22 protein-coding genes and 1 tRNA gene are annotated in these 20,925 nt (G+C 61.8%); 9 read left to right on the top strand and 14 right to left on the bottom strand.

Going from position 1 to position 20,925, the window contains the following annotated elements:
* The first annotated feature begins 84 nt into the window (after nt 1-84).
* Entirely contained in the window at nt 85-750 is a 666-nt protein-coding gene (locus tag BW989_RS00340; protein WP_129582774.1) for a hypothetical protein, read from the top strand.
* 25 nt (nt 751-775) lie between these two features.
* On the opposite strand, the gene BW989_RS00335 is transcribed toward BW989_RS00340, so the two are convergent.
* The 3 genes from BW989_RS00335 to hppD all read right to left on the bottom strand — a co-directional run bounded on the left by BW989_RS00335 (nt 776) and on the right by hppD (nt 3,968).
* Nucleotides 776-1,435, bottom strand: coding sequence for a hypothetical protein (locus tag BW989_RS00335; protein ID WP_076584531.1), 660 nt, complete (start codon nt 1,433-1,435; stop codon nt 776-778).
* 90 nt (nt 1,436-1,525) lie between these two features.
* A complete protein-coding gene (gene hmgA, locus BW989_RS00330; RefSeq protein WP_083688149.1) occupies nt 1,526-2,803 on the bottom strand; it encodes a homogentisate 1,2-dioxygenase in 1,278 nt (425 codons plus the stop codon).
* A gap of 79 nt (nt 2,804-2,882) precedes the next feature.
* Nucleotides 2,883-3,968, bottom strand: a complete 1,086-nt coding sequence (gene hppD / locus BW989_RS00325) for a 4-hydroxyphenylpyruvate dioxygenase (protein ID WP_076585204.1) — start codon at nt 3,966-3,968, stop codon at nt 2,883-2,885.
* A gap of 66 nt (nt 3,969-4,034) precedes the next feature.
* Between hppD and BW989_RS00320 the strand changes: the two genes are divergently transcribed.
* Nucleotides 4,035-4,532, top strand: a complete 498-nt coding sequence (locus tag BW989_RS00320) for a MarR family winged helix-turn-helix transcriptional regulator (protein WP_076584530.1) — start codon at nt 4,035-4,037, stop codon at nt 4,530-4,532.
* Here BW989_RS00320 and BW989_RS00315 read toward each other — a convergent pair.
* From BW989_RS00315 to BW989_RS00305, 3 genes are all read right to left on the bottom strand, one after another.
* Complete coding sequence (locus tag BW989_RS00315; RefSeq protein ID WP_076584529.1) at nt 4,526-5,887, bottom strand: Gfo/Idh/MocA family oxidoreductase; 1,362 nt, start codon at nt 5,885-5,887, stop codon at nt 4,526-4,528. The genes BW989_RS00320 and BW989_RS00315 overlap by 7 nt on opposite strands.
* 74 nt (nt 5,888-5,961) lie before the next feature.
* Nucleotides 5,962-7,407, bottom strand: coding sequence for a peptide MFS transporter (locus BW989_RS00310; RefSeq protein ID WP_076585202.1), 1,446 nt, complete (start codon nt 7,405-7,407; stop codon nt 5,962-5,964).
* Between the two features lie 238 nt (nt 7,408-7,645).
* Nucleotides 7,646-8,533: a tryptophan 2,3-dioxygenase gene (locus BW989_RS00305; RefSeq protein ID WP_076584528.1), complete on the bottom strand. Its 888-nt coding sequence runs from the start codon at nt 8,531-8,533 to the stop codon at nt 7,646-7,648.
* Nucleotides 8,534-8,677: 144 nt separating this feature from the next.
* Here BW989_RS00305 and pdhA point away from each other — a divergent pair, with 144 nt between their 5' ends.
* The 5 genes from pdhA to BW989_RS00280 are packed head-to-tail and all read left to right on the top strand — an operon-like array spanning nt 8,678 to nt 13,077.
* Nucleotides 8,678-9,766 carry a pyruvate dehydrogenase (acetyl-transferring) E1 component subunit alpha gene (gene pdhA, locus BW989_RS00300; RefSeq protein ID WP_076584527.1) on the top strand — a complete coding sequence of 363 codons (1,089 nt, stop codon included), beginning with the start codon at nt 8,678-8,680 and terminating at the stop codon, nt 9,764-9,766.
* The gene (locus BW989_RS00295; protein WP_076584526.1) at nt 9,763-10,749 is read left to right on the top strand and encodes an alpha-ketoacid dehydrogenase subunit beta; all 987 of its coding nucleotides are present in this window, start codon (nt 9,763-9,765) and stop codon (nt 10,747-10,749) included. Before pdhA ends, BW989_RS00295 begins: the two co-directional genes overlap by 4 nt.
* Before the next feature lie 9 nt (nt 10,750-10,758).
* The gene (locus BW989_RS00290; protein WP_076584525.1) at nt 10,759-12,171 is read left to right on the top strand and encodes a dihydrolipoamide acetyltransferase family protein; all 1,413 of its coding nucleotides are present in this window, start codon (nt 10,759-10,761) and stop codon (nt 12,169-12,171) included.
* Nucleotides 12,172-12,206: 35 nt separating this feature from the next.
* Nucleotides 12,207-12,647, top strand: a complete 441-nt coding sequence (locus tag BW989_RS00285) for a hypothetical protein (protein ID WP_076584524.1) — start codon at nt 12,207-12,209, stop codon at nt 12,645-12,647.
* A 31-nt stretch (nt 12,648-12,678) separates the two neighbouring features.
* Nucleotides 12,679-13,077 (top strand): VOC family protein, encoded by a 399-nt coding sequence (locus tag BW989_RS00280; RefSeq protein WP_076584523.1) that lies wholly within the window; start codon nt 12,679-12,681, stop codon nt 13,075-13,077.
* On the opposite strand, the gene BW989_RS00275 is transcribed toward BW989_RS00280, so the two are convergent.
* Both BW989_RS00275 and BW989_RS00270 read right to left on the bottom strand, forming a co-directional pair.
* Nucleotides 13,074-14,186 (bottom strand): GGDEF domain-containing protein, encoded by a 1,113-nt coding sequence (locus BW989_RS00275; protein WP_076584522.1) that lies wholly within the window; start codon nt 14,184-14,186, stop codon nt 13,074-13,076. The genes BW989_RS00280 and BW989_RS00275 overlap by 4 nt on opposite strands.
* A gap of 105 nt (nt 14,187-14,291) precedes the next feature.
* Nucleotides 14,292-15,584 carry a tryptophan--tRNA ligase gene (locus tag BW989_RS00270; RefSeq protein ID WP_076584521.1) on the bottom strand — a complete coding sequence of 431 codons (1,293 nt, stop codon included), beginning with the start codon at nt 15,582-15,584 and terminating at the stop codon, nt 14,292-14,294.
* Nucleotides 15,585-15,685: 101 nt separating this feature from the next.
* Here BW989_RS00270 and BW989_RS00265 point away from each other — a divergent pair, with 101 nt between their 5' ends.
* The gene (locus BW989_RS00265; protein WP_129582773.1) at nt 15,686-16,492 is read left to right on the top strand and encodes a hypothetical protein; all 807 of its coding nucleotides are present in this window, start codon (nt 15,686-15,688) and stop codon (nt 16,490-16,492) included.
* A gap of 161 nt (nt 16,493-16,653) precedes the next feature.
* Entirely contained in the window at nt 16,654-16,860 is a 207-nt protein-coding gene (locus BW989_RS00260) for a CsbD family protein (RefSeq protein WP_076584520.1), read from the top strand.
* A 169-nt stretch (nt 16,861-17,029) separates the two neighbouring features.
* On the opposite strand, the gene BW989_RS00255 is transcribed toward BW989_RS00260, so the two are convergent.
* From BW989_RS00255 to BW989_RS00230, 6 genes are all read right to left on the bottom strand, one after another.
* Entirely contained in the window at nt 17,030-17,179 is a 150-nt protein-coding gene (locus tag BW989_RS00255; RefSeq protein WP_076584519.1) for an entericidin A/B family lipoprotein, read from the bottom strand.
* Between the two features lie 162 nt (nt 17,180-17,341).
* Nucleotides 17,342-18,265: an arginase gene (gene rocF, locus BW989_RS00250; RefSeq protein ID WP_076584518.1), complete on the bottom strand. Its 924-nt coding sequence runs from the start codon at nt 18,263-18,265 to the stop codon at nt 17,342-17,344.
* Nucleotides 18,266-18,278: 13 nt separating this feature from the next.
* Nucleotides 18,279-18,354: transfer RNA gene (locus BW989_RS00245), tRNA-Thr, on the bottom strand.
* Between the two features lie 30 nt (nt 18,355-18,384).
* Nucleotides 18,385-19,089: an SPOR domain-containing protein gene (locus tag BW989_RS00240; protein WP_076584517.1), complete on the bottom strand. Its 705-nt coding sequence runs from the start codon at nt 19,087-19,089 to the stop codon at nt 18,385-18,387.
* Between the two features lie 10 nt (nt 19,090-19,099).
* Nucleotides 19,100-19,849: a type III pantothenate kinase gene (locus tag BW989_RS00235; protein ID WP_076584516.1), complete on the bottom strand. Its 750-nt coding sequence runs from the start codon at nt 19,847-19,849 to the stop codon at nt 19,100-19,102.
* A complete protein-coding gene (locus tag BW989_RS00230) occupies nt 19,846-20,856 on the bottom strand; it encodes a biotin--[acetyl-CoA-carboxylase] ligase (protein ID WP_076584515.1) in 1,011 nt (336 codons plus the stop codon). Before BW989_RS00230 ends, BW989_RS00235 begins: the two co-directional genes overlap by 4 nt.
* Nucleotides 20,857-20,925 lie beyond the last annotated feature (69 nt).

Genomic DNA, 20,925 nt, shown 5'->3' with positions numbered 1-20,925 from the left:
CATGATCAGCCTGCAAAGTAAGGGCATCCCATGGCGAGCCCTACCATGCGCCTTTATAAATCGACCAAGGCCAGGGACGTGTTGATGTCCCAAAATCTGGCGCTAAGCCAAGCCGAGCGACGCGTGTTGATCCTGTGCGATGGCCAGCGCACACGCACCGCCATCGAAAAAATGTTGGGCGATGCCGCAAGCACGACCATCGACATATTGATAGATCAGGGTTACCTGCAAACTTCGTCGCATGCATCGACCACTGCCGTGACGGAAACGAAGCCGGTCTTGGCAGGCTTGTCCAGTATCGGGAAGAAAATCCTGCGCAGCGCTGATGTGTCGGACGCGTCATCGAACGCGTCACCTCCATCGCTTCCACCGACGTCTACAGCCACATCGCCCACCAACTTGCGCCCAGATGTGAGGCGTGAATCCAGACGATCCATGGCCGCATGCAAGATGTACATGCTGGACATGCTGCAGCTCCAGCGCAGCATCGAGTCCAGCGCGTTGGCCGTCGATATCCAGACCGCGACGAACGAGGAAGCGCTGATCGACGCACTATTCCAAGCCTTGCATCACTTGTGCACAACGACCAAAGCCAGCATGGGCGAACGTATCGCCCAGCGACTTCTAGAGACGATGCCAGAGGCGCATGTTCCCAGGCTGGAAGATGCAGTCAGCACGCTGTTCGACAAAATGGCGGCACACGAGACCAGCACCCGGAACGTGGTGTCACTGCGACGGGACGTGGCGTGATGCCCGTCGCGACGCAACACACGCATCAGGCACAACCTTCGACGTAACCCACAAACGGCTCCACGCCCACGCGCCACTCGGTGACCTTGCCAGCCTTGTCGGTTTCGAAGATCAATACGTTCTTACCTTCGTTGATCCGCAGGTAATTGCCATCGGTGTACTTGTGCGGCTCTTCCTTGATCCTGCCCGGATACAAGGCATCGATTTCACTTCGTGTCATGCCGATCTTGCCACCACCCGGCGCAGTCAACTTCGGATTTTCGGTGCTGTAACGCGCGAATTTCGTGTCGCCGAACATGAAGGCGAGCTCCGCCGATGTCTTCTGTCCCTTTGGCCACAGGTGGAAGCACGACGCTTTTTCTTCGAACTCATAATTGGATAAATCCCCACCCCAGGCATTGCGGAACGCCGTTTCATCAATGCCGAATGTCGTGTCGCCATAACCATTCCACTTGGACAGACCCAGCGTCGGGTCTGGCGCGATATCCACCGGCGGTTTGGCCGTATCGTCCGCAGGTGCAGGCGTTGGGGTGGATGGGGCTTCGTTGACGGGCGTGGCCGGCTCGGCTTCGGCAGGGGCTTCAGCGGCTGGCGCAGCCGTGTCGTTACCGGCCGGCGCGCATGCGGCCAAGCCCAACAGACAGGCGGCGACCAGCGCATTGGGAAGAAGATGACGTCGGGTCATGGGATGAAGCCTCGTGATGGGAACGAGGCCTACCCTACGAAGTGCCGGTGAATCACATGCGAAATTTACCGATGCCGGTTCAGGCGCGACTTAGGTCCCGGGATGGAATCGCTTTTGCAATCCCGCCCAACACGCTTGGTATTCGCGCTGGCGATACGGTGCGTCGATGGCTTGCACCGTCGGGCGAATCACCGCGCGCGATTCGAACATGAAGGCCATCGTGTCCGTGATGAAGTCGGGCTTGGCGGTATCGGCATTACTGGCTTTCTTGAACGTCGCGGCATCGGGGCCGTGGCCGGTCATGCAGTTGTGCAGCGAGCAGCCGCCCGGTGCAAAGCCGTCAGCCTTGGCGTCGTACGCGCCATGAATCAGCCCCATGAACTCACTGGCGATGTTGCGATGAAACCACGGCGGACGGAACGTATCCTGCGCCACCAGCACGCGCGGCGGAAAGATCACGAAATCCATGTTGCCAACGCCCGCGGTGTCACTGGGCGAGGTGAGCACCAGGAAGATGGACGGATCGGGATGATCGAAGCTGATCGAGCCGATCGTGTTGAACTTGCGCAGGTCATATTTGTACGGCACGTGGTTGCCGTGCCAGCCGACCACGTCGAGCGGCGAATGGCCGATGTCAGCTCGCCACAAATGCCCTTGGAACTTGGCGATGAGCTCGAACTCGCCTTCGACATCTTCATACGAGGCTTCCGGCGTCAGGAAGTCACGCGGATTGGCCAGGCCATTGCTGCCGATCGGCCCCAAGTCCGGGATGCGCATGAAGGCGCCGAAGTTCTCGCAGATGTAGCCACGTGACGGCCCATCGGGCAACTCCACGCGGAAGCGGATGCCGCGCGGGATCACCGCGATTTCCTGCGGCTCGACTTCCATCACCCCAAGCTCGGTGGCGATGACGAGACGGCCCTGCTGCGGCACGATCAACAACTCGCCATCCGCATCGTAAAAGAACCGTCCTTCCATCGACTGGTTCGCGGCGTAGAGATGCACGCCAATGCCTGCGCCCGCTTCGGGCCCGCCATTGCCCGCCACGGTGAACAAGCCATCGATGAAATCGACCGGCGTCTCCGGGATCGGCAACGGGCTCCAACGCAGCTGGTCCGGCGTCACCGGGCCACGCTCGAACTGATTGTGGAAGTGGTTGTGATGCAGCAGCGCAAACTCGCCGTGCATCGCCGCCGGGCGAATACGGTAGAGCCAGCTGCGGCGATTTTCATGGCGCGGCGCGGTGAACGCCGTGCCACTCAACTGCTCGGCATACAAGCCATGTGCCACGTGTTGCGGCGAGTTGCGGCCATCCGGCAACGTGCCCGGCAATGCCTCGGTCGCGAACTCATTGCCGAAGCCGGACATGTAACCGGCTTGGCGGATGCGTGACCCGTTGTGGTTCGGCAGGGTGACGACATTGCCTTCGTTGGCCATGGCTTGCTCCTTACAGGACGCCGCGCTTCATCTGGTCGCGCTCGATCGACTCGAACAGCGCCTGGAAATTGCCTTCGCCAAAGCCTTCGTTGCCCTTGCGCTGGATGATCTCGAAGAAGATCGGGCCGAATGCGTTCTGGGTGAAGATCTGCAGCAACTTGCGCTGTTTGGTCTCCGGGTCCGCATCGATCAGGATCTTGTTCTTGGCCAGGCGCGGCACGTCTTCGCCATGGTCGGGCACGCGCTGGTCGATCACTTCAAAGTAAGTTTCCGGCGTATCGAGGAAGGCGACGCCCGCCTCGCGCATCGCTTCGACCGACGCGTAGATGTCATCGGTGAACAGCGCGATGTGCTGGATGCCTTCGCCCTTGTAGGCATCAAGGTATTCGTTGATCTGCGACTTCGGGTCGTTCGACTCGTTGAGCGGAATGCGCACGATGCCGTCCGGCGCCGTCATCGCCTTCGACACCAGGCCCGTCTTCGCACCCTTGATGTCGAAGTAGCGGATCTCGCGGAAATTGAACAGCTTCTCGTAATAGTCCGACCACTTCTGCATGTTGCCGAAGTAGAGGTTGTGGGTGAGGTGATCGATGAAGGTCAGGCCAAAACCGACCGGGTTCTGATCGACGCCTTCGATGGCGACGAAGTCCTGGTACAAGTCGCCGCCTTCGGCATCGACCAGATACAGCATGCAGTCACCGATGCCCTTCACGACCGGCGCATCGACCGCCTTGCTCTCAGACTTGTGCGTGATCGCCTCGCCGCCATTGCCCAACACGACGTTGAAGACTTCATCGACCGGTTTCTGGAATCGGATCGCGAAGCCGCAAGCCGACAGGCCATGCGCCGCAGCGAAATCGGAGGCGAAGGAATCCGGATCCTCATTGATGAGGAAGTTCACGCCGCCCTGCTTGTACAGGGTGATCGGGCGGGTCTTGTGGCGCGCGGTCGCGGTGAAGCCCATGTTGCGCAGATAGGCGTGCATCGCCTCGCCCTGCCCGGCCGGAGCGGCAAACTCGACAAACTCGAAGCCGTTGATGCCCATCGGGTTGTCGAAGGTGGTTACGGTCATGCCGAGGTTGGGTTGCGCGCTCATGGTGGTGTCCTCACTGGGGTGTCCTATCATATAGTTTCATATGCAACCATCTCAACTGGTCTCTGAATGAGCCGAAAGCGCCAGCCCCGGCATGCGGAGCTCGACCTCAAGCACTTCCTGCCCTATCGCCTCAGCGTGCTGTCCAACCGCATCAGCAGCGCGATCGCGCGCGAGTATTCAGAGCGTCTGTCCTTGAGCGTGACCGAATGGCGGGTGATGGCTGTCTTGGGCCGCTATCCGGGCCTGTCGGCCCGCGAGGTGGCCGAGCGCACCGCGATGGACAAGGTGGCGGTCAGCCGCGCCGTGGCCAGCCTGCTGGCGGCGGGACGCCTGGCGCGGGAATTCGATGACGAGGACCGCCGTCGCTCCGTGCTGCAGCTGTCCGAAGAAGGCTTGGCCGTCTACGATCAGGTCGTGCCGCTGGCGCTCGACTTCGAGCGCCACGTGCTGGAAGGGATGCCCGAAGCGGAACGCGCGCTACTGTTCCGTTTGCTGGACCGCCTGGACGAGATGGAACTGCGCGCCGAAACCGACGCGCATGCACTGGCACCGGCCAGTCAATAACGGCCGTCGAGCGCGAAGATCGGCTTCCTGTCCTTCCACTTGCCTTCGGTGAAATCAGGGAAAGCCAGCGTCTTGTAATCCTCGGCGATGGATTGCTCGGACAGCGGCGTGATCGCGCTCCAGGCGACAGCGTCGTAGATATCGATCGGCATCGGCGTATTCGCCTTCAGTGCCTCGATGAAGGCGTGGATGACGAACCAGTCCATCCCGCCATGGCCTGCGCCCGCGGCTTTGGCCGCGTAATTGCGCCACAACGGATGGTCGTATTCGTCGTAATACTTTTGCGCTTGTTCCCATTTGTGCGCTGGGCTCTTGCCTTCGACATGGATCGACTTGTTGACGTCCATCCACAGGCCATCGGTGCCCTGCACGCGAAAGCCCAACGAATACGGGCGCGGCAGCGACGTGTCGTGCTGCAGGAGGATGGTCTCGCCGTTCTCGCAGCGCAGCGTCGTGGTCACCACATCGCCCAGCTTGAACTTGACCCCGGCGTTGGGATGGTTCGCGCCGCCCTTGGGATGCTCGACGATGTATTCGTGCAGGCCCCGCGCCTTGCTGGCAAACGCATTGATGTGAGTAAAGCGATTGCCGCGATGGATGTTGGCGTACATCGCGCACGGACCGATGCCATGGCTGGGATACAACTCGCCGTTGCGGTCGATGGAATGTTGCGTGCGCCACTGCGCTTCCGAGAAGCCCTTGTCGCCAAACTCGGCGCCGCTGCCGTAGGGCTCGTTGGGGTTGCCCGAGTTGAACTTCACAGCACGCAAATCATGCTGGTAGCCCGCCTGCATGTGCACCAGCTCGCCAAACAGGCCAGCACGCACCATCTGCAGCACGGCCAATACATCGCGGCGATAGCAGACGTTCTCCAGCAGCATGTAGGGCGTGCCCGTGCGCTGCTGCGCACGCAGCACATCCCAATGATCCTGCAAGGTGATGCCGGCGACGACTTCGCAGCCGACCGCAATGCCGGCTTGCATCGCCGCGATCGACATCGATGCATGCCATTCCCACGGCGTCACGATGAACACCGCATCGATGCCCTTCTGCGCCAGCAGGGCCTTCCAGGCACGCACGTCGCCATTGCCGCCGTACACCTTCGGCTTGCGACGACCGGTCTTTTCGATGATGGCCAAGGTCTTGTCCAGCATCACTTGCTGGGTATCGCAAATGGCGACCAGTTCGACATCGTCACGACTCAGCAGCGGGCCCAGTTGCGATTGGCCACGCAGGCCCGTGCCGATCATCGCAACGCGAATGCGGTCACGTGTTCGCGCACCGAGCGGCCAGGATGTCGTCGCCATCACGAGGGCGCCTGCAGCGGATGACTTGAGGAAAGTGCGGCGATGCATCGTGGCCTCCAGGTATCCATGTTGCTGAAAAAGAAACGGCGACCGAAGTCGCCGTCTCGTGTTGCGTGATGGGTTTATTTCACGCCGTGCATCAACTTCTGCACCAAGGGCGCGATCAGGAACAAGACCACGCCGGCGCCGAGCAGTGCCCAGAAGCCGAAGGTGTAACCGGCCAGTGCCGAATCGGTCGTCATGCCGCCCTCGCCGCTCACGCTGCTGGCGAAGATACCGGACAGATTGTTGCCGATCGCGATCGACAGGAACCAGCCGCCCATCGCCAGACCGGTCAGCTTGGCTGGGGCCAGCTTGGTGGTCATCGACAGGCCGATCGGCGACAGGCACAGCTCACCGATGGACTGGATCACGTAGACCATGAACAAGGTCCAGAACGGGATTTTCAGGGTCTCGGGATCCACCAGGCTGGAGAGCGCGAACATCAACAGCAAGAAGGCCAAACCGTTGAAGATCAAGCCCAAGCCAAACTTGCGCGGAATCGAAGGATTCGACTTGCCCATTTTCACCCAGAGCCACGCCAACACCGGGGCCAAGGTGATGATCGCGATCGAGTTGACCGACTGGAACCAACCGACCGGGAATTCCCAACCGTTGAGGTCACGATTCACGATGTTCTGCGCGAGGAAGTTGAACGAACTGCCGGCCTGCTCGAAGAACATCCAGAACAACACGTTGAAACCGAAGATGATCAGCATCGCGATCACCATGTCGCGCTGCACCGCGCCTTCGCGGATGCCCTCGGCCAGCAGCATGATCGCCGGAGCGACAAAGAGCGCGATCAGGATCCAGTTGAGGATGCCTGCGTCGATGGTGAGCAGGAAGTAGAACATCGGGATGGCAATCAATGCACCAAGGGCCACCATCAACACGCGCCCCATACCCTCATGGCCTGCCGGCGGCGCACCCACGCCCTTCAGCTGCGCGCGTCCAAACCAGAACCACACCAGGCTGATCACCATACCGATACCTGCCGCCATGAACACGACCTTGTAGGCCGGCATCTCGGGCGTGCCGAAGATCTTGTCGGCCAGGATGCCGGTCAGGATCGGCGCGATGAACGCACCGGCGTTGATGCCCATGTAGAAGATGGTGAAGCCGGAGTCACGACGCTCGTCGCCGGTGGCGTAGAGCTTGCCCACCATGGTCGAGATGATCGGCTTGAACAGGCCGTTGCCGACGATGATCGTGGCCAGGCCCAACTTCAGCAGGTTCTCGCTCGGCATCATCACCATAAACAAGCCCGCTGCCATGATCACCGCACCGAGCAGGATCGCACGCTGGTAGCCAATCAATTTGTCCGCGACGTAGCCGCCGAAAATCGCCGCTGCGTACACCAATGCCAGGTAAGCGCCATAGAGCTCGCTGGCCGGGGCTTCACCACTGGCATCGCCGTTATGGAACTGGGCCACGATGTAGAGCACCAACGCCCAACGCATGCCGTAGAACGCAAAGCGTTCCCAGAACTCGGTCATGAACAACATCCACAGCGGTTTGGGATGCCCCATCGCCTGCGGAAAATTGGGCGGTTGCGTGCCGCCAGGCGGCAATTGCACGGCCGGCCCGTTGGGCTCGACGTTATTCGGCACGGATGTGCTCATTCGGTATCCCCGTGTTACGTAATTTAGGAGGCGCGCCCAGCAAGGGCGACAGGCGAGGATTACCGACCCACCCCCTTCACGTCAAACACCGGCGCATTCATCCGCAGTGGCATGAATGGCACGCCATCACGCTTTGGGCAGAATCTCAGCGCTCGGCGACATCCTCGCCATAGCCACGCTCGGGGCCGATCGTGGTGCGGACTTCGAACAATTCAGGGAAGAACGTCAGGTCCAATGCACGCTTCAAGAAATCCACACCAGAAGACCCGCCGGTGCCGCGCTTGAAGCCGATGATGCGCATCACCGTGCGCATGTGACGGAAGCGCCACAGCTGGAATTGCGTCTCCAGATCGACCATGTCTTCGCACAGGGCGTATTCGCGCCAGTAGCGATCCGTGTCCTCGTAGATACGCTCGAAGACCGGCAACAATGCTTGATCCAGCACATGCGGCTTCGACCAATCACGCTCAACATGGCTTTGCGGCACCGCATGGCCCCAGCGCGCCAAATAGCGCAGGAATTCGTCATACAGACTGGGCGCATCCAGCACCGCGCTCAAGGTGTTGGATGCGGCCTCGTCGTGCTTGAACACCTTGACCATACCCGCATTCTTGTTGCCCAGCAAAAATTCCACCGTGCGGTACTGCAACGACTGGAAGCCGGACGATGGCCCCAATACATCACGGAATTCCATGTATTCGGAGGGCGTCAGTGTTTCCAGCACTGACCATTGATTGGTGAGTTGATCCATCACCTGCTTGCATCGTGCGACCGCCTTGCCGAATTGCCAGACCCGGTCATGGCGCAAGTGGTCAACCGCCGCAGTCAACTCATGGATCAACAGCTTCAGCCAGAGCTCGCTCGTCTGGTGCTGGATGATGAAGAGCATCTCGTCATGATTCGGCGGATCGGACAAGGGCATTTGCGCGGACAGCAGACGGTCCAATTGCAGATAGCCGGCATAAGTCATCCGACCAGACAGGTCCGTATGGATTCCGTCTTCAAGGACGCGTTCGTTTTGCGGATTGCTCATGCACGAATTCTCGCATGACAGGCCGGCCTTCCGGTCTGACCCTGATCAAGCACAAACGGCCCGTCTATTCATGCCGCAGCGCGCAACGGAACCTTAGCGCACGCTCGTTATCATGAATGCACCATCAGTCCATCGGATGCCTGCATGTCCTTAGCTGCCGAGTTCAAGATCGAATACCTGCAATGCCTGAAACCGGACGGCACCCTTGCCGGCCCACTGCCCCCTGCGGTGGATGACCCGGCCAAGCTAGTGCCCCTATTCAAGCGCATGTTGTTCGTGCGCACCTTCGACACCAAAGCCATCGCACTGCAGCGCACCGGCAAACTGGGCACCTATGCCGCCTGCCTGGGCCACGAAGCCACGCACGTGGGCATCGGCGCGTCGATGACGCCGGACGATGTCTTCGCCCCCAGCTATCGCGAGTACGGCGCGCAATTCATGCGCGGAGTGAAGCCGCGCGACGTGCTGATGTATTGGGGAGGCGACGAGCGCGGTAACGATTTCGAAGTGCCGCGCAACGATTACCCGTGGTGCGTGCCGATCTCCACCCAATGCCTGATGGCCGCGGGTGCGGCGCTGTCGTTCAAGCTGCGTAACCAGAAGCGCGTCGCCGTCGCCTGCTGTGGTGACGGTGGCTCGTCCAAGACCGACTTCTACGCGGCGGTGAACTCCGGCGGTGCGTATCAACTCCCGCTGGTGCTCTGCGTGATCAACAACGGCTGGGCGATCTCGGTGCCGCGCAAGGCACAGACCGGTGCCGAAACTCTGGCGCAGAAAGGCTTGGCCGGCGGCCTGCACTGCTTGCAAGTCGACGGCAATGATTTGATCGCCGTGCTCGAAGCCATGCGCCGCGCCACCGAGCGCGCACGCAAGGGCGAAGGCGGCAGCGTGATCGAATTCATGACCTATCGCCTGCACGATCACACCACCGCCGATGACGCGCGCCGTTATCGCGGCGAAGAGGAAGTGAAGGATGCCTGGACCCGCGAGCCTTTCCTGCGCCTGCGCAAATACCTCACCGACCTCAAGTTGTGGGATGAGGAACAAGAGAAAGCCTGGATCGATGAATGCGGCAAGGTGGTCGACACCGAGATCAACGCCTACCTTGAAACGCCGGTGCAGCCGGTAGAAGCGATGTTCGATTACCTCTACGGCGACATGCCGGCCGATGTGCTCGCGCAGCGCGAGGAAGCCATCGCCCTGGACAAGGCCGCCAAGGAGGCACGCGCATGAGCGACCAACCCATTGCACTGATCGAAGCAATCACCCAAGCGCTAGCGTATGAACTGCGCAACGACGACAGCGTCGTCGTGTTGGGTGAGGATGTCGGCGTCAACGGCGGCGTGTTCCGCGCGACCGCGGGCCTCTCCGCCACCTTCGGCCCTGAGCGCATCCTCGACACGCCGCTCGACGAAACCACGATCGCGGGCCTTACCGTCGGCATGGCCTCGCAAGGCATGAAGCCGGTGGCCGAAGCGCAGTTCGACGGCTTCATGTATCCGATGGTGGACTTCATCGTCTGCCACGCCGCGCGCATGCGTTACCGCACCCGCGGCCGACTGACGTGCCCGATGGTGCTGCGCGTACCGTGGGGCGGCGGCATCCGCGCACCGGAGCATCACAGCGAGGCGAACGAGTCCATCTTCACCAACGTGCCCGGTTTGCGCGTGGTGATGCCCTCATCGCCTGCACGCGCCTATGGCCTGCTGCTCGCCGCCATCCGCGACCCGGACCCAGTCATCTACATGGAGCCCAAGCGCATCTATCGCCAGTACAAGGAGCTGGTGCCGGATGATGGCGAAGCGCTGCCGCTCGATGTCTGCTTCGTGCTGCGCGATGGCAGCGACATCACCCTCGTCACCTGGGGCGCGCAAGTGAAAGAGACGCTCGAAGCTGCGGAGAAACTCGCGAGTGAGGGCATCAGCGCGGAAGTGATCGATGTCGCGACGCTCAAGCCGCTCGACTTCGACACCATCGCCGAATCCGTCGCCAAGACCGGCCGTTGCGTCATCGTGCACGAGGCCGCGAAGACCGCGGGCTTCGGCGCGGAGATCGCCGCCCGCGTCGCCGAGGAATGCCTGTTCGATCTCTTGGCACCGGTCGAGCGCGTCACCGGTTACGACACCCACATCCCCTTGTTCCGTCTGGAAATGAAGTACCTGCCCAGCGTGGACAAGATCGTCGCGGCGTCCAAGCGCGCGATGGCGCACTCTTAAGGAAGCCCCATGAGCAAGAAGACTTTTTTTCTCCCCGATCTTGGCGAAGGCCTGCCCGACGCGACCATCGTCGAATGGCACGTCAAGGAAGGCGATGTCATCAAGCTGGACGACAACCTCGTCTCGATGGAAACCGCCAAGGCCGTCGTCGACGTGCCCTCGCCGGTCAGCGGCAAGGTGACGAAACTCGCAGGCGCTGCAGGCGACATCATCATCACCGGCAGCATGTTGGCCGAGTTCGAGATGGACATGTCGATGCCGCAGCGTGCCGAAGGCCAGGACACGGGCCATCACCACGGCGGTGGGCATAGCGTGGGCTCGCACGACCCCGCGCCGGACGACAAGGTCGTCGCCTCCAGCGAAGGCGGCGCGATTGCCGACACGGACGAGAAGCAGCCGGAAGCCAGCAACACGAATGCGAAGGCCGATGCTGGCACCGTGGTCGGCGCGATGCAGGTCGGCGATTCCGTGCGCAGCGAAGCCGCGATGGCCGTGGGCGGCGTGAAGGCCGTGCCTGCCGTGCGCGCGATGGCGAGGAAGCTCGGCATCGACATCGCCCGCGTGCGCGCAAGTGGCCCCGATGGCACAGTCACCATGCAGGACGTGAAGCAAGCCGCGGCTGATCCGTCGCAGCTGGCGCCCGCCGGCGCACCCAAGGTCACCGCCGCAGGCCTGCGCGAGCAATTCCAGGCCGCGCGCGCTGCCGACGCCGCGCCTGCGCAACGCAGCACGCTGTCGCAAGGCGGCAAGCCGATGCGCACGCAACCGCCGAGCGTCGCCGCCAGCGGCCAGCCGGAGCAGCTCAAGGGCGTGCGCCGCAACATGGCCCGCGTGATGTCGGATGCGCACGCGAAGGTCGTTCCGACCACGTTGGTGGACGATGCCGACCTGCATGCGTGGATCGGCAAGCAGGACATCACTGCCCGCCTGGTGCGCGCGATCGTGGCGGCGTGCAAGCAAGTGCCGGCGCTCAATGCGTGGTTCGATGGCGAGAAGCTGACCCGCACGCTGCATCCGCACGTGGACATTGGCATCGCCGTCGATACCGATGACGGCCTATTCGTGCCTGCGCTGCGCAATGCCGACATGCTCGATGCGGCGGGCGTGCGCGCCGGCATCCAGCGCCTGCGCGCGCAAGTGGAAGATCGCAGCATCCCGCAAGGCGAGCTGATGGGCTACACCATCTCGCTCAGCAACTTCGGCATGTTCGCGGGCCGCTACGCCACGCCGGTCGTCGTCCCGCCGTGCGTGGCGATCATCGGCGCAGGCAAACTCTCGCACGATGTCGTGGCCGTCATCGGCGGCATCGAAGTGCATCGCCGCCTGCCGATCTCACTCACCTTCGACCATCGCGCCTGTACCGGCGGCGAGGCGGCGCGCTTCCTCAAGGCGCTGCTCGACGACATGGGCCGCCCGAACTAAGCCGGCCCTGCCCCCACCCAGACAAGGAGAGCCCCATGGGTAAGTTGATGCTTCTGATCGTGATCGCCATTGCCATCGGCTTCTGGTTGATCAAGCGCAGCGCTGGCAAGGCACAAGCCAGTGGCTACACGCGGGACAGCGTTGCGACTGCGGATACGCCTGAAACGCGTGCCATGATCGAACGTTGGGCCGAAGCACACGGCTATCAGCGCGCAGACGATAGCGCTACACGGCTGCGCTATCAGAAAAACGTCGGTGGCAATAAGGGGCAACCGACGTTTCTGGATGTGTGCGTTGGTGATGGCCAGCTGAATCTGGAGTCCTACGTCGGCATGCTCAACCCGTTGACTCGCCAGCCGCAACCTGGCGAAGTTCCGCTGGGCGCACCCGGCATGATCTTGGCCATTCCGCGCAAGATCGCCAAGCAGGAACACAACGCGCTGCGCAAGGACCTCGGCTTGCCGATCATCGACTGACGGGGATGCACCGGTCTCGGGAGAACTTCGCATGAGCCACCGCAGCCGCCTGTCCGGCTTCATCATCGATTGCAATACGGGCGATCTGGACGCCGCCGCCGATTTCTGGGCACAGGCGCTGGGGTGCACGGTCGCTAATCGTGATGCAGGCGATGACACCGCCGATTACCAGATGCTGGGCAACACACCAGGCGACCTGCACATCGAGGTGCAGAAGGTCGATCATCCCTCGCGCGTGCACCTGGATATCGAATCGGATGACATCGATGCTGAAGCCGAACGCCTTGAGAAACTCGGCGCGAAGAAGATTGCCTTCGTCAAGCGCTGGTGGGTGATGGAAGCACCGACCGGACAGCGCTTTTGCGTGGTGAAGATGAAAGATCCCTCACGCGGGCAAGCGCCGCACACATGGCCAGCGCCAAAGGATTAACGCCAGTAACGGGTTTGAGTATCGGCCACCACACGATTGCGACCAACTCGCTTGGCTTCATATAGCGTACGGTCCGCACGCTCGAGCGATTCGCGACGGCTTTCCTCGGCAGCATCACCCTCGATCAAGCCGATAGAAATAGTGACCGGCGCGTCCAGCTTCAATCGCTCCACCCCATGCCGTATGCGCTCCGCGATCTCGCGGGCCTGCTCAAGGTTGGTCGATGGCCAAAGCACGACGAACTCTTCGCCACCCAGCCTGCCTGCATAATCACCACGCCGGATATTGCTGCGGATGACATCTGCAACTGCACATAGGATGTCGTCACCGATGGCGTGACCATACTCGTCATTGACCTGCTTGAAGCGATCGACATCGGCCAATGCAACGCAATACGGTGCATTACGCACCCTCGCCATGACACGACTGTTCGCACGCAGTGCTTCCATACCTGCCCGATTGAGCAGCCCCGTCAATGGGTCTCGCCATGCGACATCCTGCAGATGGGCATTGTGCTGTCGCAAGGCGTCCTGCCCGGCAAGCAAGCGACGCGTGTCATCGTCATGCGCAGACATGATCGCCCGTTGCTTGGCAAGGAAGCCACGCACTTCAAGCAGCAAGGTAGCCTGCCGCGCCAAGGCAGCCAAGCCCTCACGCTGCTCCGGATTCAGCGCCCTCGGCATGTGATCCACCACACAAATCGCACCGACGGCTTCACCATCCTGGGTCAGGATGGGCATGCCCGCGTAAAAGCGCACATGCGGCTCTCCAAGCACCAAGGGATTGTTGGCGAAGCGCGCATCTTCATGCGCATCGGCCACTTCCATGATCCGATCAGGCTGCCTGATCGCGTGATCGCAGAACGATATCTCGCGCGGTATCGATTGCAGCTCGGTACCGATCCTCGCCTTGAACCATTGCCGGTTTCGATCGACCAGTGATACCAGTGCAATCGGCGCTCCGCACAAGGTCTGCGCCAAACGTGCCAAATCGTCGTACGCGGTTTCGGCCTGCGTATCGACGATTTCCAGACGGTCAAGCGCCTCCTGCCGCCGACGCTCTCTAGCGTCACGGTCACGATCAAGCGGCAATGAGATGACGTTTTCCATCAGTACACACGACGACAATAAACCGCGATTACCACCCCACGCGGCGTTGGCCCCAAGAGTAGGGGGAGTGGCGCGCGACTGCTTGAACGGCAACTAAAACGCGGCTTAATCCTGAGCGTCGTCACGAAATGCGGCCAGCGCAGCCGCCACGTCCTCAGCGCCCACCCCGGGGGACAAGACATAAGCACTGCCTGCCTCGCCCGTTTTCATCACGGCGATCTGCTGCCCGGCTTCACGCGGGGAATCAAAGCCCAGGCTGACCAGCAATTCGCGATCACCCTGCATCAGCTTGAAATAGAACTTGCCGTCGGCCTCGCGGTATTGCTTGAAGGTTGGAAGGGCACGCTTGTGGCGACGCTCAGGCACAGCCTGCGCCGCGACGACCGACAGATCGCGCAAGCCCACGGCCCGACGCAATTCCGCCAGCGCCGGCGTCGCATAACGGGCACGCAGGCGCGCCGCGCCATCACGCAAGATTGCCTCGATCGCATCAGGTTTGGCGATAAGCGCTTCGTATTTTTCACGCATCGGTGCGACTTGCCGATCGATCTGCTCGAAGAGCTGCTGCTTGGCATCGCCCCAGCCAATCCCCTGCGCAAAAGCCTCGCGCATCGCCGCGGTTTCCTCGGGTGTCGAGAAAGCCTGATACAACTGGAACAGCGCCGAGTCCGAGGTGTCCTTCGCCTCACCTGGCATGCGCGAATCAGTGACGATGCCCATGATCAGCTTCTTCAATTCGGCAGGCGGTGCAAACAGCGGGATGGTGTTGTCGTAACTCTTCGACATCTTGCGGCCATCCAGTCCCGGCAAAGTGGCGACGCTCTCTTCGATCACCACCTCGGGCAACACGAAATGCTCGCCGTAAAGATGGTTGAAGCGCTGACCGAAATCGCGCGCCATCTCGATGTGCTGGATCTGGTCGCGTCCCACCGGCACCTTGTCCGCGTTGAAGATGAGGATGTCCGCGGCCATCAGCACGGGATACATATAGAGCCCGCCGGTGATGCCGGCATCATCGTCCTCGCCTTCTGCGCGGTTCTTGTCGACCGCCGCCTTGTAAGCATGCGCGCGATTGAGCAGGCCCTTGCCGGCAACACAGGTGAGAAACCACATCAACTCCGGAATTTCCGGGATGTCGCTTTGGCGATAGAACCAGACCTTGGCAGGATCGAGACCGCAGGCCAGCCACGTCGCCGCGATCTCCAGCGTTGAGCGCTGCACACGCGCCGGGTCGCCGCACTTCACCAGTGCGTGGTAGTCGGCGAGGAAATAGAAATTCTCGACATCAGCCGATTGAGCGCTGACCAGGGCCGGACGGATTGCACCCGCGTAATTGCCCAGGTGCGGCGTGCCGGAGGTGGTGATGCCAGTAAGGATGCGGGTGGGGCGAGCGGACATTTCAGGCCGAAGTTGACGGTAAAGCAGCTAGTTTACTTGGCCTCAACCCCGTTCCACCGAGTGGCGCGTTGTCATCAAGGCCCCTTCAAGGAAACCTTGCCATGACCGTTTTTTCCAAGAGTCTTTTGATCACCACGCTGGCGATGTTGGTCGCCTGCCCCTCGCAAAGCGCCGTCGCACCCTATGGTGCACTGCCCGGCCAGGCAGGCCAGCCTGTTTCGGTATCTCTGGTTGATGAAGCAGGCGGTGAACTGCCCATCTACGGCCATCGCGGCCAGCAATGGGTGCCGGGGCAACCCGGACGCGCCTATCAAGTACGCCTAACTAATCAAAGCGATCGCCGCGTGATGGTCGTGCTGTCCATCGACGGGGTCAATGCGGTTACCGGCCAAACCGCCGCGTCCAACCAAACTGGCTATGTGCTCGACCCCTGGCAATCGGCCGAAATTGATGGCTGGCGCAAATCGATGGAGGAATCGGCCCGCTTCGTGTTTACCGATTTGCCCGATAGCTACGCCGCACGTACCGGACGCCCGGATAACGTCGGTGTAGTCGGCATCGCGGTGTTTGCCGAGCGGGTCAACCGCCCGGTGTATTCGGCGCCCATGCCGCAATCCACGCGCAGTAGCGCCGCGGGTGCTGCCAATGAAGCGATGGCCGATGCAACTCCCGCCCCCAGCGAACCGCAACAACGTATCGGTACCGGTCATGGCGAGGGCCAGTGGTCACCGGTGGCAAGCACCGAATTCGTCCGCGCCAGTCATCGCCCGATTCAGCTCACCGAGCTGCGCTACGACGATGAAAACGGATTGCGCGCCGCAGGCGTACTCCCGCGCCATTCAACCCGTTACCCCAAGCCGCCACGTGCATTCCCCAGCGGCTTTGTACCGGATCCGCCTGCCTATTAAGGCGCGTGTGAGATGAACTGCTGAACCACGCTCACGCCATACCAACGGATCCTTCATCCGCTCTTTACATGCATGAGCGGAGGATGGTTGTTGCGGCCACCGCTGCACGCGCAATTCTTCAAATTATTAATGCGCGATTCCCCCTGAGACAGGAGCACGAGATGAACAAGGACATCATTGCTGGCAAATGGAGCCAGATCAAAGGCAAGGCACAGATTCAATGGGGCGACCTGACCAACGATGTTTTCGATGTTGCAGAAGGCAGCACCGAATACCTCAGTGGCAAGCTGCAAGAACAATATGGCTGGGATCGTGATCGCGCCGAAAAAGAAATCAAAGAATTTGAGCGCATGATCGATAGCGAATAAATTGCTTCTGCGTTGAGACAGAAAAGGCCGCGATCATGCGGCCTTTTCATTGCACGAAATTCGCCATCACGCCATCGACATCCGGTTGGCAGATATCTGCATGACGATGGCCCCAATGAAAAAGGCCAGGTTTCCCTGGCCTTTCTCAAGTCTCAAGCAAGACGCTGGATCAGCACTTGCCGTCTTTGCAATCCTGCGCTTTGTCTTCGACCTTTTCGCCGACCTTCTGCACATCCTTGCCGGCGCCGGCAACGGTGTTACAGGCGGTCAGGCCCATCGAAAACATGGCAAGCAACATCACGGCCATCAAACGCTTCATGAGAATCTCCTTGTGTGGGGGGAAGTTCGTCCGGCACCTAGGCCGTACCCGCTACATGGAACCCATCGCGCCGTGAAGCCGATGTGGAACCAGCCCCGAGTTTGTGCCCCGCGCGGGAACGCACCCTGAACAACGGGGATGCATTCAGCAAAAAAAGCGACGTCAGTCGCGCATCAACGTCGATTTTCCAAACAAGCTCTCGACCAATTGCACAGCCAACCGCGCCGTGGCATTGCGCTTGTCCAGCGCAGGATTCACTTCCACCAGATCCAACGACGCCATGCAGCCGGTGTCCGCGATCATCTCCATCATCAACTGCGCTTCTCGGTAATTCACGCCACCCGGAACGCGCGTGCCAGTGCCCGGCGCGATGGATGGATCCAGCATGTCGACATCGAAGCTGACATGCAGGTGGGTATCGGCATCGACACCTTCCAACGCTTCTTCCATGACCCGACGCATGCCGATCTCGTCGATGTAGCGCATGTCGTAGATATCGAGGCCGTGTTCTTTGACCAAACGTTTCTCGCCACGATCCACCGAGCGAATGCCGATCTGGCGAATCTCGTCGGCTTTCAGCGCGGGACCAGGCGCGCCCAGGTTGACCAGTACATCCGGACCCAGGCCGCACAAGCAAGCCACCGGCATACCGTGGATGTTGCCCGAAGGCGTGATCTCGGAAGTATTGAAATCGGCATGGGCGTCGAGCCACAACACGCGCAGCTTCTTGCCTTGCGCGCGCGCATGTGCGGCGACAGCAGCAATCGAGCCAATGGCGAGGCAATGGTCACCACCCAGCATGATCGGCATGCGCCCGGCAACAAGCTCTTGCGAGCTCATGTCGAACACAGCCTGGTTCCAAGCGACGACTTCGTCCAAATGACGGTAACCATCGACCGGGCCGGTCAGTGGATTACGCGGGCCCGCAACATCGCCCAGGTCACGCACGTCCACGCCGCGACGGGCAATGGCTTCGGCCAGATTCGCCACACGCAGCGCTTCCGGGCCCATCGAAGCCCCGCGATGGGCGGCACCGACATCGGTCGGCACGCCAAAAATGGAGACGGGGGAGTAATCAGCACGCATCGGAATATCCTGATGGTGCCGGCTGTCAGAGTCGAACTGACGACCTACCGCTTACAAGGCGGTTGCTCTACCAACTGAGCTAAGCCGGCGAAGCTGCCTATTCTAGCCGACGCGGCGGGTCAGGCCGAGCAAGCAAGTGCTTGGGCCTGTGCCGCGCCCAAGCGTGTGCGCTGGGTGTTCGCATCGAAGCCTGCGGGCGCACGTACATCCAACCAATAACTTGCACCCGCGCCGCCGACGGGCTCGACTTGCGCGGCAAATCCCTTCGCCTGCAATGCGGCCTGATGGCGACGCGCATTCTCTTCTGATCCGAAACGGCCCAGCGCGATGCCGTTCGCCGCCTCGCCTTCATTGCGCACCACCAGGTCACTGAAGCCCGCGGTGCGCAAGCGCTCGGCCATGGCTACCGCTGCATCCCGATTGGCCAGGGGCGGCATGACGACGTTGTAACCACGTGCATTCGCGCCGCCGACACTGCGCACGCTTGCTTGTACGCCGGGCTGAGCAAGACGACCACGCGCCACTTGCACAGCCGCCTCATCACCATACGGGCCGAAACTTGCGCAGACCATGGCCGCAGGCGCAGCGACGGTTGCCGCGGGGGCAGGTGTCGATGTGGCTTCGGCGGCTGGCGCGGGCTCGACCGGGGCTGTGGCTGGCGGCGTGGTTGATGTTGCGTCTGCCGCACGCACCAGCTCGAGCGTAGGCACTGCCGCATCCAACGGCGCGGCTGCAGGCGGCGGTGCAGGACGATGGAAGGCCCACCAGGCCGCCACTCCCAGATTCAACATCAACAACAACACGAAAAGCATGCGCGTGATCATGGCCTGGATTCTAGCGGGCCAGATCTGGCGATGACGCATCGCCCAGCGCCGCGTATCGCGCCAACCCTTCCAATACCAGCCGCGGCTTGCTTTCGGCATCGTGGATACGCGCTTGCAATGCGGGTGCCCCGCCGCCGTGCAGCCACAACCGCGGCATCGCACCCAACAGACGTGCGGCCTCATCACGGCTGCGCTGGATAAGCGCCAACGCCGCTCCTTCGCAGCCCGAGGCCAGCGCATCGATGGTGTCATCGGCAAATTCGGCGTAAGTCCCGCCATCAAGCGGTAGCTGCCGGGCACGCGCATGCAGACTTTCACGCATCAAGGTGGGCGATGGGGCGATACGCCCGCCACGGTGCAGCCCGCTCGCATCCAACAGATCCAGCGTCAAGGCCGTGCCGACGCCACATACCAACACGGCATCACCAGCGGACCGCGCGGCCAGCAATGACAAAAACCGATCAACACCCAAGCGCGCCGGCACGGCATAGGCGATCTGCATCCCGCCACATCGGGGCAAGGTACGAGCAAAGCTGATGCGCGCAAAGCGCGGCCCCAGCACCGCCAGCAAGGCCGCCCGTACCGCCGGCGATGCCACGGCAGACACCCAGGCGATATCGCCGCGCACCTCATCCGGCAACTCGCTGAAATCAGCACCGGCATGATGATCAAGACTGCCCACCTCACCGATATCGCTCGCCACCTTGCCGCGCGCGAACTTGAGCCGCGTATTGCCCAGGTCGAATAGCCACGCACTCATGCTGCAGGCCTCACGCTGACTTCGCCGGAATATACGGTGCGTTCGCCTTGGGCATCACGCACGCGCAGCCCGCCATCGCTGGCAAGCCCCAAGACTTCGGCATCGCACACCTGATTGCCGTTGATTACACGAATGCGCTGGCCGGCCAAGGCATCAAGCGCCTGCCATCGCGGCAGGAAAGCCGAGAGTCCATCGCGATCAAAAGCCTCCAGCGCCGGCAGCCAAGCAGACAGCAGGATCGCCGCCAGCACGTTGCGCGATGGCGGCTCGCATTGCGCGGCCAAATCGGTCCAGGCCTGGTCGATGTCACGGCCGAACGCCGCGGGCATGCGCACGTTCAAGCCCAGGCCAATCACTGCGCGCGCGGGGCCGCCATGCTCCCCACCGCCTTCCACCAAGAGACCGCCTAGCTTGCGACCATCCAGCCACAAGTCGTTGGGCCATTTCAGCCGAATGTCGAGGCCGGTCGCCTCGCGCAGCGCCTCGGCGGCCACGATGCCGGCCACCAGACTCAGGCCGGCCAGGCGCGCCAGCCCGCCGTTGAACTGGCGGTCGAGCGAGATATACAGATTGGCGGCCAAAGGCGATGCCCAAGGGCGGCCCAAACGGCCACGCCCTGCTTGCTGGCGCTCGGCCAAGAGCACGCGGACCCCGCGCACAGGGGGCGGCTCGGCAAGCAGCACCGTGTTGGTGGAGTCGAGTGTCCAGCGCACGTTGAGTGACTCAAGCTGCTGTTGCGCGTGTGCCGGCATGTGTAGGCGGATGGAGGCTTCATCCAACAAATCCAGTGGCCGCGCCAAGGCATAACCCTGCCCCGGCTGGGCATCAACCTCTACTCCCGCCTGGCGCAGGGCAGCGATCCGCTTCCAGACGGCCGCACGGGTCAGGCCCAGCTCGCCCGCCAGCCGATCACCGGACACCGGCCCCTCAGCCAGACGCAGTAAGAGTGCGCGCTCTGCCTCGGCACGGCTGGGTTCGGTTTCGGTGGATCGTTGGACGGGCGGCATCCCCGGATTATCCCCAAACCGCCCGCTGTCGTGCCGCTGACATCAATTCAGGCTATAGTCGGCATTCCC

This window comes from Solilutibacter tolerans (assembly GCF_900155935.1).
GTDB lineage: Bacteria > Pseudomonadota > Gammaproteobacteria > Xanthomonadales > Xanthomonadaceae > Solilutibacter > Solilutibacter tolerans.
This window is presented reverse-complemented; position numbering and strand designations above follow the sequence as displayed.